This window comes from Arcobacter peruensis, from assembly GCF_003711085.1.
GTDB classification, from domain to species: Bacteria; Campylobacterota; Campylobacteria; order Campylobacterales; family Arcobacteraceae; genus Poseidonibacter; species Poseidonibacter parvus.
Genome location: NZ_CP032363.1, coordinates 2,376,220 through 2,391,416, shown reverse-complemented (window position 1 = coordinate 2,391,416; position 15,197 = coordinate 2,376,220). Strand labels below are relative to the sequence as shown.

Genomic DNA, 15,197 nt, shown 5'->3' with positions numbered 1-15,197 from the left:
ATTTACTTGACCAATTAGTCAAGTAAAAGAATAGCAAAACTTAATCACTTATGTCAAGTAAATTTATTAAAATAAAACTATTATTTGATTTTTAAAGAATTTAAATAAAATTCTAACTGTGAAATACAAGAGATATAAATATCTGAAGAATTGGATTTTTTAGCTGTTGCTAAGCATCCTTCAATAGAAGCTACAACAAAAACAGCTAAATCTTTAATATTTGGATGTGAGATTTCATTGTTTTTTACTGCCTTTATTAAAACAGTTTCAATAATCTCTTCAAAGTGAAAATATACTTTTTCTAAAGCTATTTTAAACTCTTCATCTTTAGATGAAAGTTCTTGTACAAGATTATTTAACCTGCAACCATAAGTGTAATTATATTTATCTCTTGTTGAAACTAGTTTGATTAAACCATCAATAATATTTTCTTCAAGTTTTAGTAAACTTGCATATTTATTTTCAATATAATCGTTTATATGAACTTCAATAACCCCAAGAGTTAACTCTTTTTTAGATTTAAAAAAATGATACATCGAGCCTTTATTCATAGCGGCTTTTTTTAAGATTTTATCAACTGAAGTAGCACTATAGCCATTTTCATATATCTCATTAAATGCTGTTTGAAGTAGTTTACTTTTTGTATTCATTTTTATTCTAATCTTTTTTTACCCAAACTTTAAATTTCCAAGCAGGCGACTTTACCTTTCCATGTTCAAGTATTTCATCATAAGATTTTTCTTGCGCTAAATCCCAAGTTGAGAAATCAATAGGCTTTAAAAATGCATCAGCAACACCTTCAAAATCAACTTCACTTAAATACATTTTATCAACATAAGGAAAAAGTGTTTCATAAATATTAGCACCGCCAATTATAAAAAGTTCTTCTTCAGCATTAGCTCTTGCAAAATTAAAAGCTTCTTGGACATCATTAAAAGTATGTACGCCCTCATGTTCAAAGCCAGAATTTGATAAAACAAGTGAAGTTCTATTTGGAAGTGGTTTTCCGATACTTTCAAAAGTTTTTCTTCCCATTAAAATATGATGCCCTGAAGTTATAGTTTTGAAATTTTTAAAATCTTCACTTATATGCCATAACATTTCATTGTTTAAACCAATTTCCCAGTTCTTTCCGTAAGCTACTATCATTGAAATTTTCATAATTTTCCTTTAAGTTTCTACTATACAGCCATTACAGCTTTAATAGATTCATCACACTCATAATTAGTAAGTTCAAAATCACTCATTTTAAAATCATTAATATCTTTTATATCAGGATTAATTTTCATACTAGGTTTTTTATATGGAGTACGAGAAAGCTGTAAATTAACTTGTTCCATATGATTTGAATAAATATGTGCATCACCAAAAGTGTGAACAAAATCTCCTACTTCAAGCTCACAAACTTGAGCAATCATCATAGTTAATAATGCATAAGAAGCAATATTAAAAGGAACACCTAAAAACACATCTGCACTTCTTTGATATAACTGACAAGAAAGTTTTCCATTTGCTACATAAAACTGAAAGAAAGTATGACATGGAGGAAGTGCCATTTTCTCCAACTCACCTACATTCCAAGCAGATAAAATTAATCTTCTAGAGTTTGGATTAGTTTTAATTTGTTCGATTAATTCAGATAATTGATCAATACTATTTCCATCAGTACCTTTCCAAGATCTCCATTGAGCTCCATAAACAGGTCCTAGTTCTTTTATAGTATCGGTATTTGTATAACCTAAGTCTTTACCTTGTGCATCTGCATTTGCAGTCCATACAGTTTTTTTGCCAATTAAATTTTCTGCCTTATCTCCAAAATTTATTTCAGCAAGTCTTCTTTCATCTGTGCTTCCTTCAATAAACCATAAAAGCTCTGAAATAATTGCCTTTAAATGTGTTTTTTTAGTAGTAACTAATGGAAAACCTTCATTTAAATCAAATCTCATTTGATATCCAAATACAGAAGTAGTACCTGTACCTGTTCTATCACCTTTAAAAACACCCTTGTCTAATATATGTTGTAATAAATCTAAATATTGTTTCATTTTCTACCTATTCTTTTATCTTTGAAATTGTAGCAAATTTAAAATAAACATGCTATTTTTATATTAATTTCTTCGCTGACCTGGCTTTGGTGCCGATACCTCTTTTTGTAAATCAAGGGATAAATTATGATAAAAAAGCTCACCGTAATCTGTAGTTCTGTTTATTATCTCATAAGCTTGAACTAATGTATTATTGTATTTAATAGCATCTTGTAATATCTTAATTATCTTAACAGATTCCAAGAAATTCACATGAGATGGGGCTTCTATTGGTGAAGAGTAATACTTATGCATTCTTTCGACTAAGTTTTTATTTCTTATTTCAATAAATACAGACTCAATTGGTGATTTAAAAAATAGTATTTTTTGCTTTACATTAATAGATATATATGTTGTTTCCATTCCATATATTTTTCTAGAAAAAGAATCAAATAAAAAAAGTTTTTTATTATAATTATTATTGAATAATTCATATATAAGTTCAAGTATTTTAATCTTTTCTTCTCTTGAATAAAAATTTCCAATACTTGCAAAACAAAAAGATAATACTGATTTAATAGAATACCATTCTGTTGTATCATAATCATATCTTAGCATCTGATCAATTCTTCCTTGTTTCAACTCTTCTATGTCTTTACTAGATTTTGTTCTGTACACTTCTTGTACAGCAGTATCTCTATACATAGGTCCAGGAAACTGTGCTTGAATAACAAATCTTCTGTTTTGTTCTAGTTCCATGATGTATTTTAAACGCCCATAATAGTCTTCATCAATAATTCGCACCTCTTTTTGAGGTATTTGAGTAATTGATTTTAAAAACTCATCACTATGACAACCCTCTTCCCAAATATAATCAGGATATCTAAATATATTACAAATTTTATCTTTAATTTCATTACTTGGTTCAATATCAGTAACATTATCAATCCACGATGTAACAGTTCTTCTATCTTTATTTATAAGTGATGCAAATTTTGAAATACTAAGATTTGACCTTTTAAATATTTCAATAAATTTATCAATAGAGTTTTTATAATTCATCATTAACCTTCTTATTATCTTTAACAATAATTGTACCATTATAAAACATAAAAACAAATATTGTACATTATGAGACAATTGATGAAAAAGTTGCTATTTATAAAACAAAAATCATACAACAGCATAATCTATTAATGATGTATAATATTTCAACAAAACTAATTTAAAGGATGCACATGAGCGCAGGAAAAAAATTTAGAGAAGCATTAGAGGCAGAATCACCTTTACAAATCGTAGGAACAATTAATGCATACCAAGCATTACAAGCTACAAAAGTAGGACACAAAGCAATTTACCTTTCAGGTGGAGGAATTGCAAATGCATCTTACGGTTTACCAGATTTAGGTATGACTATGATCGAAGACGTTTGTATTGATGTAAGAAGAGTTACTTCAATTTGTGACACTCCATTAATCGTTGATGCTGATACTGGTTGGGGACATGCATTTAATGTTGCTAGAACTGTTAAAGAATTTATTAGATCTGGAGCTGCTGGTTTACATATTGAAGATCAAGTTGCTGCTAAAAGATGTGGACACAGACCAAATAAAGAGTTAGTATCTACTGAAGAAATGTGTGACAGAATTAGAGCTGCTGTTGATGCTAAAAATGAATTAGATCCAGATTTCTATATCATTGCAAGAACTGATGCACATGCATCTGAAGGTCAACAAGCTGCTGTTGATAGAGCATTAGCTTATGTTGAAGCTGGAGCAGATGCAATTTTTGCTGAAGCTGTTCATACATTAAAAGAATACAAAGAATTTACATCTCAAATGTCTGTTCCTGTATTAGCAAACATTACTGAGTTCGGTGCAACTCCAATGTTTACAACTGAAGAATTAGCTGAAGTTGGTATTGATATGGTTCTTTACCCATTATCTGCATTTAGAGCAATGAATAAAGCTGCTTTAGCTGTTTACCAAGAATTAAAAGACAAAGGTACTCAAGAAGGTGTTCTTGATACAATGCAAACAAGAATGGAACTTTACGATATGTTAGGTTACCACGATTATGAGCAAAAAATGGATGCATTATTTTCAAAAGGTAAAGCGAAGTAATTCGCTTTATTTAAACTAGAATAAAAATTAATTTAAAATAATAAGGGGAAATTTATGAGTACTACTACAGGATTTAAACCAAAAAAATCAGTTGCATTATCAGGACAATCAGCGGGAAGTACAGCAATCTGTACAGTTGGGAAAAGTGGAAATGACTTACATTATAGAGGTTATGATATTTTAGAATTTGCTGATAAATCAGAATTTGAAGAAATTGCACACTTAATTGTATATGGTAAATTACCAAACAAAGCAGAATTAGCTGCATATAAAACAAAACTTCAAGGATTAAGAGATATTCCTGCTGGAGTTAAGGTTGCATTAGAGCAATTACCAAAAACTGCTCACCCAATGGACGTTATGAGAACTGGTTGTTCAGTTCTTGGAGCAATTATGTCTGAAGATGAAGCTCATCCAAAAGATGAAGCACAAGCAATTGTTGATAAATTAATGGCATCATTTGGTTCTATGTTATGTTACTGGTACCATTATGCATATAATGGAAAAAGAATTGATGTTGTAACTGATGATGATTCAGTTGGTGGTCACTTCTTACACTTATTACATGGTGAAAAACCAAGAGAATCTTGGGTTAAAGCTATGCATACTTCTTTAATTTTATATGCTGAACATGAATTTAATGCATCTACATTTACTTCAAGAGTAATTGCTGGTACTAATTCAGATATGTATTCTTGTATTACTGGTTCTATTGGAGCTTTAAGAGGTCCTAAACACGGTGGTGCAAATGAAGTTGCATTCTATATTCAAGAAAGATACTCTTCAGCTGATGAAGCAGAAAAAGATATCTTAGAAAGAATGGCTAAAAAAGAAATTATTATCGGATTTGGACACCCAGTTTATACTTCTTGTGATCCAAGAAATGTAGTAATTAAAAAAGTTGCTGAAGATTTATCAAAAGAAAACAACAACACATTAATGTATGATGTTGCAGAAAGAATTGAAACAATTATGTGGGATAACAAAAAAATGTTCCCTAACTTAGATTGGTTCTCTGCTGTTTCTTACAACCAAATGGGAATTCCAACAGATATGTTTACTCCAATATTCATTATCTCAAGAGTTACTGGATGGGGTGCACACGTAATTGAACAAAGAGAAGATGGAAAAATTATTAGACCATCAGCTACTTATACTGGACCTGAAGATTTAAAATTCGTTCCTTTAGAAGATAGAAAATAAGAACTTAATCTTAATCTAAAAAAATTCTAGCGCCACTTTGGCAAACAAAACTAAGGATGAGTTTCACTCATCCTTTTAATCTCAAATAAATGGATATACAATATGACAAATGATAAATATCTTAAAAAATTAGAAGGTTTTGACACAAGCTTTTATGATGTAAAAGCAGCTGTTGAAGATATTACTCCTGGTTCTTTTGAAAAATTAAACTACATTTCAAGAGTATTAGCAGAAAACTTACTTAGAAAATGTCCTAGTGAAGATTTAAAAGATTCTTTAATTCAATTAATTGAAAAAAGAACTGATAAAGATTTCCCATGGTACCCATCAAGAGTTGTAACTCATGATATTTTAGGACTTACAGCATTAGTTGATTTAGCTGGTTTAAGAGAAGCAGTTGAAGCTGGTGGTGGAGATCCTAAGCAAGTTAATCCTGTTGTTCCTACTCAATTAATCGTTGATCACTCACTAGCAGTTGAATGTGGTGGATTTGATCCAGAAGCATTCCAAAAAAATAGAGATATTGAAGATAGAAGAAATGCTGATAGATTCCACTTTATTAACTGGACTAAAGAAGCATTTGATAATGTAGATGTTATTCCTCCAGGGAATGGTATTATGCACCAAATCAACTTAGAAAAAATGTCTCCAGTTGTACATAATATTGATGGAATTGCAAGTCCAGATACATTAGTTGGAACTGATTCACATACTCCACATGTTGATGCTTTAGGTGTTTATGCACTTGGTGTTGGTGGATTAGAAGCTGAAAATGTAATGCTTGGAAACCCTTCATTTATGAGAGTTCCTGAAGTTATTGGTGTAAATGTAATTGGTGTTAGAGCGCCAGGAATTACTGCAACTGATATTGCATTAACATTAACATCTTTCTTAAGAGAAAATAATGTAATTTCTTCATTCTTAGAATTCTATGGTGAAGGATTAAAATACTTAAACTTAGGAGATCGTGCTACTATTTCTAACATGACTCCTGAATATGGTGCAAGTGCTGCTATGTTTGGTATTGATGAGCAAACTTTAGATTACTTAACTTTAACTGGTAGAGAAGCAGAACAAGTTAAACTAGTTGAAGCTTATGCTAAAGCAAATGGTTTATGGGCAACAGAATTAACAAAAGCAACTTATGCAAGAGAATTAACTTTTGATTTATCAGAAGTAACAAGATCATTAGCAGGTCCTTCTAAACCTCATAAATTAGTACCAACAAATACATTAGTATCAGAAGGTATTATTAAAGATTTCAAAGAAGAAGATGAAAATAAAATCCCAGATGGTGGTATTTTAATTGCTGCAATTACATCGTGTACTAACACTTCTAATCCAAGAAATGTTATTGCTGCTGGTTTATTAGCTAAAAAAGCAAATGAATTAGGATTAAAAAGAAAACCATGGGTTAAATCTTCATTAGCACCAGGATCTAAAGTAGTTGAAACATACTTAAACGATGCAAAATTACTTCCTGAATTAGAAAAGTTAGGATTTGGTATTGTTGGATTTGCATGTACTACTTGTAATGGTATGTCAGGTGCACTTGATCCAAAAATTCAACAAGAAGTTGTTGAGAATGATATTTATTCAACTGCTGTATTATCTGGAAACAGAAACTTTGATGGAAGAATTCACCCATACGTAAAAGAAGCATTTTTAGCTTCACCTGCATTAGTAGTTGCTTATGCATTAGCTGGTTCTATTAGATTTGATATTGAAAAAGACTCATTAGGAACAGATAAAAATGGTAATGAAATCACATTAAAAGATTTATGGCCAAGTGATGAAGAAATCAACGCAGTTGAAAAAGCATCAGTTAGGCCAGAAATGTTTGATGCTATTTATGATCCAATGTTTGCTAAGAACTCTTTAGACAATGTTGAGATTTCACCATTTTATAAATGGAATACTCAATCAACATATATTAATAAGCCACCTTATTGGGAAGCTGAGTATATGGAAATGCCAGCTCTAAAAGGTATGAGACCATTAGGTGTATTCCCAGATAATATCACTACTGATCACTTATCTCCATCAAATGCGATTTTACCAACATCTGCATCTGGTGAATATTGTTTATCTAAAGGTCTTCCAGTTGAAGATTTAAACTCATATGCTACGCATAGAGGGGATCATCATACAGCTAGTAGAGCTACTTTAGCAAATCCAAAATTATTTAACGAAATGGTTAAAAATGAAGATGGAAGCGTTAAACAAGGTTCATTAACTAAAATCATGCCAGAAGGTACTGAATCTAGAATGTGGGAAGCAATAGAGACTTACACTACTAGAAAACAACCTTTAATTATTGTTGCTGGTACTAACTATGGACAAGGGTCTTCTAGAGACTGGGCTGCAAAGGGTGTTAGACTTGCAGGTGTTGAAGTTTTAATTGCTGAATCAATTGAAAGAATTCACAGAACTAACTTAGTTGGAATGGGTGTATTACCATTACAATTTAAAGATGGTGAAACTAGACATACTTACTCTATTGATGGAAGTGAAACTTTTGATATTGAAGGTGAGATTACTCCTAGAACTGATTTAACAGTTGTAATGACAAGAGCAAATGGTGAAGTTGTTAAGTTTACTGTTCTTTGTAGATTAGATACTTCTGCTGAAGTTGATGTTTACAAAAATGGTGGTATTTTACAAAAATTCGCTAAAGATGTTATTGCTTCTTCAAAATAGTAAAAAATATCTATAAACACTTTTAGGGTTCTTCCCTAAAAGTATTTAGAAGAAATTATCAAATTTTTTCTAAATACTTTTAAATATCAAAAAATTAAACTCAAGGAAAACAAATGTCTTACCAACCACAATTTAAAGTTAAAGCTACATATATGAGAGGTGGAACTTCTAAAGGAACTTTTTTCAATATTGCTGATTTACCAAAAGAGGCACAAGAAGATTCAAGAAAAAGAGATAAACTTTTACAAAGAATAGTAGGAAGTCCTGATGTTTATAAAAAACAAATGGATGGTATGGGTGGAGCTTCTTCTTCTACTTCAAAAGCTATCTTAGTTGGGAAATCTGATGTAGAAAATCATGATGTTGATTACTACTTTTGTCAAGTTGCAATTGATAAAGATTTTGTAGATATGAGTGGAAACTGTGGAAACTTAAGCTCAGCTGTTGGTCCTTTTGCAATTCATGAAGGTTTAGTAGATAATGTTCCCCAAAATGGAGTTTGTTGTGTAAGAATTTGGCAAGCAAATATCAAAAAAACTATTCTATGTTACGTGAACATGGAAAATGGAATGGTTAAAGAAATGGGTGATTATGAAATTGATGGTGTTGCATTTCCTGCTGAAGAAATTCAATTAGAGTTCGTAGAACCAGTTGATCCTAGTGAAGAATTATTCCCTACTGGAAACTTAGTAGATGATTTAGAAGTTGAAGGAGTTGGCACATTTAAAGCTACAATGATAACTGCAGGAATTCCAACTGTATTTGTAAATGCTGATGCTATTGGATATAAAGGTACAGAGCTTCAAGGTGATATTAACTCTGACACTGAAGCTTTAGCTAGATTTGAAAAAATCAGAATTGCAGGTGCGCTTAAAATGGGTGTTATGAAAGATGCATCTGATGCATTAACACAACAACATACTCCAAAAATTGCATTTGTATCTCCTGCTCAAGATTTTACAACATCTTCAGGGAAAGAAGTAAAAGCAGCAGATATGGACTTACACGTACGTGCTTTATCAATGCAACAATTACACCATGCTATGATGGGTACAGCTTCAGTTGCTATTGGAGTTGCTGCTTGTATTCCTGGAACTCTTGTAAATATAGCTGCAGGTGGTGGAGATAAAGATACAGTTACTTTTGGACATCCAAGTGGTGCTATTAAAGTTGGAGCTGCATTATCACAAAAAGATGGGAAATATATAGTTGAGAAAGCTTCAATGTCAAGATCTGCTAGAATTATTATGGATGGAAATGTTCATGTTCCAGCAGGAACTATGGATTAGTAATTAATCAAAAATTACTTGCATAAAAAAAGGCTTATAATTTTAAATCATAAGCCTTTTTTATTTGTTATTTTAAATATATTAAAAATCATCATCACTATCTAAAATTTTAAGAATATTACTTCTTTTTTGATAACCTTGAAACTCATATCTAATATGTAATTCACCCTCTTCTTTTTTTACAATAAATGAAGTTGGATAAACTTCTATTGGAAAAGCATAATTTTCAATTAATTCTTCATAGATTATATTATCATCTTGAACTTTCATATATTCAAAATTATCTCTATTTTCTTTTATTTTTTTTAGTACTTTTAATTGTCGCTCACACCATGGACAAGAAGGAATACTAAACATAATAAAGATATCCTTATTTGAAGGCATTTCTTTTACACTGTTAAACTCTTTTGCTTGAACTGCTATTAATAAACTAATAAAAAAACATAAAGTAAATACTCTTTTCATTTAACTCTTCTTTTTATTTCACTAATGATGAAATCTCTTTAAATACTGGATTCTTTGCATTTACAGTTAATTCAAAAAGAAGTGATTCATAAGTAGTTGGAATCACACCTGCTTGAATTAATCTTTGTATTGCAACATCCGTATCTCTTTGTTTTCTTGAAGTTACACAATCTGTAACAAGTACAGGTTGTAAACCAGCTTCAAGTAAATCAATACAAGTTTGTAAAACACAAACATGTGTTTCAATACCTGCAACTATTACTACTTTTTTATTAGCAGCTTTAATTGCATCCATTGTTGTTTCATTTTTACAACAAGAAAAAGTTGTTTTTTCAAAATGAGGATAATCATCAACAAGTTCTCTTAAACTTGGAATTGTTTCCCCTATTCCTTTTTTATATTGTTCATTTACAATAAAAGGAACATCATGAACTTTTAAACCTTTTACTAACGTAATTAAATTCTTTTCAATTTCATCTTTATTTGTAACATGAGGATATAACCTCTCTTGAACATCTACTAAACAAAATACTGTATCTTCAACATTGATTCTCATTTGTACTCCTTAATTTATATTATAAATAGTACTAAAATTTCATCTTTAATTCTTGGAAAATATTGCTAATTTTAACTTTTATTTAAAAGCTACTTTTTCTGCTCGCTCTAATAAATCTTTTGCACCTTGGTCTATAAAAGTTTGCGCTAAAATTTGTCCTACATTTTCATAATTTTTAATATCAGCTGTAATTTCTTCTGAAATTGACTCACTACCATCAGGCATTCCAACAATTGCTTGAACTCTAACAGAATTCTCATCTGCAATTGTAGCTTTTACTCCAATTGGCACTTGACAACCACCTTCTAATGTATGAACAAAACTTCGCTCAATAGTTGATTCAATTTGTGCATCATTATCATTTAATACAGATATTAACTCAACAATCTTAGGATCTGTAGTTGTTTCAATACCAAGTGTTGCTTGTCCCATTGAAGGTATCATTAAATCCGTTGAAATAGGTTCAAAATATTTAACTTCATTCTCAATACCAAGTTTTTGTACACCAGTTGCTGCTAAGATAATTGCATCATACTCACCTGCATTTAATTTTGCAATTCTTGTATTGATATTCCCTCTTAAATCTTTAAGTTCAATATCAGGACGTAAAAGTTTTAAAGCCATTCTTCTTCTTAAACTAGTAGTTCCAATTACAGCACCTTTTGGTAATTCATCAATTGATGAGTATTTATTACTTAATAAAGCATCTCTTGGATCATATCTTTTAGTAACTGCTGTAAGTTGTAAACCATCTTCAAATTGTGTAGGAACATCTTTTAATGAGTGAACAGCTAAATGTGCATTACCTTCAAGCATTGCTACTTCTAACTCTTTTGTAAATAAACCTTTTCCACCAATTTTTGCTAATGGTACATCAAGAATTTTATCACCTTTTGTTACAAATTCTTGTAATGTAATTTCCATATTGGGATAATGTTTTTTAAGTTCATCTCGTATAAATTCCGATTGCCATAAAGCTAATTTACTTCTTCTTGTTGCAATTACTAGTTTTTCCATATTTTATGCCTTTATTTATTTTTACCTAATTGTTCAAATTTAGTTTTCATTGTATCTTTTTCTCCATTAACAAATATAGTTGGAGTTCCTTGAACCATTACATCTTCACCCATTTTCATATCATTTTCAATTAATTCTAAAAGTTCAATTGATGATAAGTCATCTTGAGTAAATGATGTATTAAACTCTTTATTAAATCCATTAATTATCTTTTTTTCATCTTTTTCTTTTGAATCAAAATAATCATCCCAATTGGCTTTATAAACTTTTAATTCAATATCTTTAATACCTTTTTGCTTTGCTAAGTCCATTAATTTAGATAAAGGACCTGCTGCTGGATGTATTCTTAATAATGGGAAATGATAATAATATAAAGCAATTGAATCTTTATTTTTATTTACATGCTTAATTACATCAGGAACATAGTCCATACAAAATGGACATAAGGGATCTGAGAAAATTACAATTTTATCTTTTGCATTATGATTACCTGCAATTAATTTTGATTTATCATAATATTTTGAGCTTAAACTAGGACTTACTAAGTCTTTTAGAGATTTTCCATTTGTTGAATCTAATAAATCAAGTGAAATATATCTTCCGTCGGAAAATATAATATCTTTTGCATTTATAATTTTATCATCAATTTTAGCTTCAACATCTAAAACATAACCAAACCAACCTTTTACAGGTAATTCTTTTTTTGTATTTATTGTTATATTTTTTACTTCTAAGTTTGGGTTTTGAGATATTCTTTTCTTTTCAAATTTTATTACATTATCATCACTAACATTTGCAAATAAACTACTTGTTAATAAAACTGCAAGTGTTAATACTTTTGATACTTTTTTCATATATTTATTCCTTATAATTTAAAACTATTTATATTTTAACTGCATAGTATTAATCAAGAGTTAATACTAAGATCTTGATTTTACAGTAATTTTTTTAATATCAAAAAGCTCTTTTGCTCTATTTAACATAGGAGAATTAATAATATCATTTAATTGTAATTCTTGTTGTGCAGGAGTTTGAACTGCACTTTTATGCATATCAGCAACACAACCTGAACTCATTTCAACTTCTTCAATCATTGAACCTGATTCATTTTGGGTATTTACATTTTGATTTATTTCTTCTTTAATATCCTCGTTAACTTCTTCAACTTTTTTAATAGCTTCTTTTTTTAACTCAACGGAGGCTTCATCCTTTTTAAAATCTAACTCAACATCGTTTCCATAAACATCTTGGGCAAAGGTTCTAATTAATACAAAGTGCTTATATAAAAACTTTCTATCTTCATCTTTAGCATAAGAAATAATTGATAATTTATTGTTTTCATAACCATTAAAGATAAAGTTTTTTTCAAAACACTCTCCTAAAGAGTAGTCTCTATCATAAACCTTTGATGTAAGTTGTTCATACATTTCATCTTTTTCTTCCATTTGTGGTTCATCAATGGGTACAACTTCAACTTCTTGAGATATATTAACTTCTTTATGCTCTTGAACAATTGGTTCTATTTGAACTTCTGCTGAAACTACAGGTGCTACTTCATTGAGATTTTTAACTTCTTTTTTTTCATTTGAATTTGTGTCTGTATTTATATTTGATAATGCCTCTTCTTTACTAGTAGGTAAATCATCAAAAGGTGTTGGATATGAAACTTCAGGAATTGAATCAATTACAGATAAATCAACCATTGAAGTGCTTTCAATTAAAACTTTATCAGCTTCATTTACCTCTTCAATCTTTGTTTCTGGAATGTTTTCCATAATTTCTTCAGTCATATTACTTTCAAAAGGATTAGATTCAATTACCTCAGGCTTAGGTTCTTCTTGTGTTTTTATTACCTCAGGAGTTTTTTCAACTAATTTTTCAACTGGCTTTTCTACTACTTCTTCTATCGACTTTTGTATTATTTTCTCAACTGGTTTTTGTTCAACTTTTGGTTTGATATCTTCAACTTGTGAAATTATTTCTTCAATTGTTTTAATATTTGTAGCTTCAATCATCTTCATTAAAGTTAAAATAAGAACAAAGCCACCATCAGAGTTAATCGATAAAAGATGCTTAGCATCTCCTATTATTCTAAAAAATCTATCAAATAAAAGTAAATCAAATCTTGCATCTTTTTCAAGCATTTTATGTTTTAAATAAATTGACATTTCATCACATACTTGTGATACATCATAATTTTCTAAATCTTTAATTATAGGTGTAATGTCAGCTTTATTTAGAACTATTGTAAATACATTATCCATTACTTTTGGATCTATTAAACCTAACATGTCAACTACAGTTGCTGTTGTAATTCTTCCACGCGAGAAAATAATAGCTTGGTCTAATAACGTTAGTGTATCTCTTAAGCTTCCCTGTCCACTTCTTGCAACAATTTCTAATGCATCTGTATCAAATTCAATATTTTCTTCATTTAAAATATGTGATAAATGATGTGTTACATCTGTATCTGATATTTTATTAAATCTAAAATGCTGAGTTCTTGAAAGGATTGTTGCAGGTAATTTAAGTGGATCTGTAGTTGCAAGTATAAACTTTACAAATCCAGGAGGTTCTTCAAGTGTTTTTAAAAGAGCATTGAAAGCTTGAGTAGTAAGCATATGAACTTCATCGATTATAAATACTTTAAATCGTGCAGAGCTTGGTTTGTATTTTGTATGTTCAATTAAATCTTTAATATCATCAATACCCCTATTTGAAGCAGCATCCATTTCAATTACATCTAGATGTCTATTTGCGTTTGAGCTAACACAGTTATCGCAAACTTCACAAGGTTTTGAAGTTGGACCATTTGAGCATAAAAGTGCTTTTGCCATAATTCTAGCAGTTGAAGTTTTACCACTTCCTCGTAGTCCTGAAAAAAGATAAGCATGTGATAATCTATTTGAATCTAATGCCAAAGATAAAGTTTGAGAAACAGTACTTTGACCTACTAAATCTTCAAATCTATGAGGTCTATATTTTAAAGCTAATACTTTTGTCTCTTGTCTTAATTCACTCATATATTGCATTTCCTAATTATAATTTTATTTTTATATTCACTTTTTTCAAATATTTTATTTATCATATTTTCATTAATATCATCTGTGGCATAGATTGTAATATCTAATGAACCTTCGTTAATATGACCTTTTTTACTACTTAGATCTATTAATCTTTTTGCAATTGCTAAACCAGTTTGAATTACTGTAATATCATATTTCATAATATTTTTGATTTGTTTTTCAATTAATGGATAATGAGTACAACCTAAAACAATTGTATCAACATTATATTCTATCATTGGCTTTAACCAAGATTCCAACATTGAATAAGTTAACTCTGAATCAGTTTGTCCTTTTTCAATTTGCTCAACTAATCCAGGGCAAGCTTGCTCATATAATTTAACTTTTTTATTCTCAAATAATTCATTAACAAGCAATTGATATTTATCGCCTTTTAATGTAGCAGGAGTTGCTAAAACTCCAATATTATTTGTTTTCGTAGCTTCAATTGCAGGTTTAATACCAGGTTCTGTTCCTACTAAAATTAGCTTTGGAAATTTTTCTCTTAAATGTTTAACAGCAGCAGAAGTTGCAGTATTACAAGCAATAATTAAAGCTGATATTTGATGTTCTTTTATTAGAAATTCTGTTATATCAATACTACGCTTTAAAATCTGTTCTTGTGTCTTTTGTCCATAAGGTGCATATTTTGTATCAGCTACATAAAAAAGTTTTGCACCTTTAAATACTTCTGTTATAGAAGATACAACTGTTAATCCACCTAAACCAGAATCAAATACTCCAACTTTCAAATA

General features: G+C 29.7%; 14 protein-coding genes. 4 read left to right on the top strand and 10 right to left on the bottom strand.

Going from position 1 to position 15,197, the window contains the following annotated elements; all coding sequences use genetic code 11:
* Positions 1-80: 80 nt before the first annotated feature.
* The 4 genes from D3Z07_RS11845 to D3Z07_RS11830 form a co-directional block, all read right to left on the bottom strand.
* Complete coding sequence (locus tag D3Z07_RS11845) at positions 81-650, bottom strand: TetR/AcrR family transcriptional regulator (protein ID WP_076088454.1); 570 nt, start codon at positions 648-650, stop codon at positions 81-83.
* 7 nt (positions 651-657) lie between these two features.
* Complete coding sequence (locus D3Z07_RS11840) at positions 658-1,161, bottom strand: dihydrofolate reductase (RefSeq protein ID WP_076088456.1); 504 nt, start codon at positions 1,159-1,161, stop codon at positions 658-660.
* Between the two features lie 20 nt (positions 1,162-1,181).
* On the bottom strand, positions 1,182-2,045 hold the full coding sequence (locus D3Z07_RS11835) for a thymidylate synthase (RefSeq protein WP_122893970.1): 864 nt from the start codon (positions 2,043-2,045) through the stop codon (positions 1,182-1,184).
* A gap of 63 nt (positions 2,046-2,108) precedes the next feature.
* Positions 2,109-3,086 carry a hypothetical protein gene (locus tag D3Z07_RS11830; RefSeq protein WP_076088461.1) on the bottom strand — a complete coding sequence of 326 codons (978 nt, stop codon included), beginning with the start codon at positions 3,084-3,086 and terminating at the stop codon, positions 2,109-2,111.
* 176 nt (positions 3,087-3,262) lie between these two features.
* Between D3Z07_RS11830 and prpB the strand changes: the two genes are divergently transcribed.
* The 4 genes from prpB (at position 3,263) to prpF (ending at position 9,339) form a co-directional block, all read left to right on the top strand.
* Entirely contained in the window at positions 3,263-4,147 is an 885-nt protein-coding gene (gene prpB / locus D3Z07_RS11825) for a methylisocitrate lyase (protein ID WP_076088463.1), read from the top strand.
* A gap of 54 nt (positions 4,148-4,201) precedes the next feature.
* Positions 4,202-5,350 (top strand): bifunctional 2-methylcitrate synthase/citrate synthase, encoded by a 1,149-nt coding sequence (prpC, locus tag D3Z07_RS11820; protein WP_076088465.1) that lies wholly within the window; start codon positions 4,202-4,204, stop codon positions 5,348-5,350.
* 102 nt (positions 5,351-5,452) lie between these two features.
* Entirely contained in the window at positions 5,453-8,050 is a 2,598-nt protein-coding gene (acnD, locus tag D3Z07_RS11815) for a Fe/S-dependent 2-methylisocitrate dehydratase AcnD (RefSeq protein WP_076088468.1), read from the top strand.
* 113 nt (positions 8,051-8,163) lie between these two features.
* Positions 8,164-9,339: a 2-methylaconitate cis-trans isomerase PrpF gene (gene prpF / locus D3Z07_RS11810; RefSeq protein WP_122893969.1), complete on the top strand. Its 1,176-nt coding sequence runs from the start codon at positions 8,164-8,166 to the stop codon at positions 9,337-9,339.
* Positions 9,340-9,420: 81 nt separating this feature from the next.
* Here prpF and D3Z07_RS11805 read toward each other — a convergent pair whose 3' ends face one another.
* From D3Z07_RS11805 to murI, 6 genes are all read right to left on the bottom strand, one after another.
* Positions 9,421-9,804, bottom strand: a complete 384-nt coding sequence (locus tag D3Z07_RS11805) for a glutaredoxin domain-containing protein (RefSeq protein WP_076088472.1) — start codon at positions 9,802-9,804, stop codon at positions 9,421-9,423.
* A gap of 13 nt (positions 9,805-9,817) precedes the next feature.
* Positions 9,818-10,360 (bottom strand): hydrolase, encoded by a 543-nt coding sequence (locus tag D3Z07_RS11800; RefSeq protein ID WP_076088474.1) that lies wholly within the window; start codon positions 10,358-10,360, stop codon positions 9,818-9,820.
* Between the two features lie 78 nt (positions 10,361-10,438).
* Complete coding sequence (gene hemC, locus D3Z07_RS11795; protein ID WP_076088476.1) at positions 10,439-11,377, bottom strand: hydroxymethylbilane synthase; 939 nt, start codon at positions 11,375-11,377, stop codon at positions 10,439-10,441.
* A gap of 11 nt (positions 11,378-11,388) precedes the next feature.
* Positions 11,389-12,231: a DsbA family protein gene (locus D3Z07_RS11790; RefSeq protein WP_076088478.1), complete on the bottom strand. Its 843-nt coding sequence runs from the start codon at positions 12,229-12,231 to the stop codon at positions 11,389-11,391.
* 66 nt (positions 12,232-12,297) lie between these two features.
* On the bottom strand, positions 12,298-14,400 hold the full coding sequence (locus tag D3Z07_RS11785; protein ID WP_122893968.1) for a DNA polymerase III subunit gamma/tau: 2,103 nt from the start codon (positions 14,398-14,400) through the stop codon (positions 12,298-12,300).
* Positions 14,397-15,194, bottom strand: coding sequence for a glutamate racemase (murI, locus tag D3Z07_RS11780; protein WP_122893967.1), 798 nt, complete (start codon positions 15,192-15,194; stop codon positions 14,397-14,399). Before murI ends, D3Z07_RS11785 begins: the two co-directional genes overlap by 4 nt.
* Positions 15,195-15,197 lie beyond the last annotated feature (3 nt).

Bases quoted from the DNA above. Each gene is read 5' to 3' on its own strand.
- prpB (WP_076088463.1), top strand. From the start codon at position 3,263: ATGAGCGCAGGAAAAAAATTTAGAGAAGCATTAGAGGCAGAATCACCT.
- D3Z07_RS11805 (WP_076088472.1), bottom strand. From the start codon at position 9,804: ATGAAAAGAGTATTTACTTTATGTTTTTTTATTAGTTTATTAATAGCA.
- D3Z07_RS11790 (WP_076088478.1), bottom strand. From the start codon at position 12,231: ATGAAAAAAGTATCAAAAGTATTAACACTTGCAGTTTTATTAACAAGT.
- D3Z07_RS11845 (WP_076088454.1), bottom strand. From the start codon at position 650: ATGAATACAAAAAGTAAACTACTTCAAACAGCATTTAATGAGATATAT.
- D3Z07_RS11840 (WP_076088456.1), bottom strand. From the start codon at position 1,161: ATGAAAATTTCAATGATAGTAGCTTACGGAAAGAACTGGGAAATTGGT.
- D3Z07_RS11835 (WP_122893970.1), bottom strand. From the start codon at position 2,045: ATGAAACAATATTTAGATTTATTACAACATATATTAGACAAGGGTGTT.
- D3Z07_RS11800 (WP_076088474.1), bottom strand. From the start codon at position 10,360: ATGAGAATCAATGTTGAAGATACAGTATTTTGTTTAGTAGATGTTCAA.
- D3Z07_RS11830 (WP_076088461.1), bottom strand. From the start codon at position 3,086: ATGAATTATAAAAACTCTATTGATAAATTTATTGAAATATTTAAAAGG.
- D3Z07_RS11785 (WP_122893968.1), bottom strand. From the start codon at position 14,400: ATGAGTGAATTAAGACAAGAGACAAAAGTATTAGCTTTAAAATATAGA.
- prpC (WP_076088465.1), top strand. From the start codon at position 4,202: ATGAGTACTACTACAGGATTTAAACCAAAAAAATCAGTTGCATTATCA.
- acnD (WP_076088468.1), top strand. From the start codon at position 5,453: ATGACAAATGATAAATATCTTAAAAAATTAGAAGGTTTTGACACAAGC.
- prpF (WP_122893969.1), top strand. From the start codon at position 8,164: ATGTCTTACCAACCACAATTTAAAGTTAAAGCTACATATATGAGAGGT.
- hemC (WP_076088476.1), bottom strand. From the start codon at position 11,377: ATGGAAAAACTAGTAATTGCAACAAGAAGAAGTAAATTAGCTTTATGG.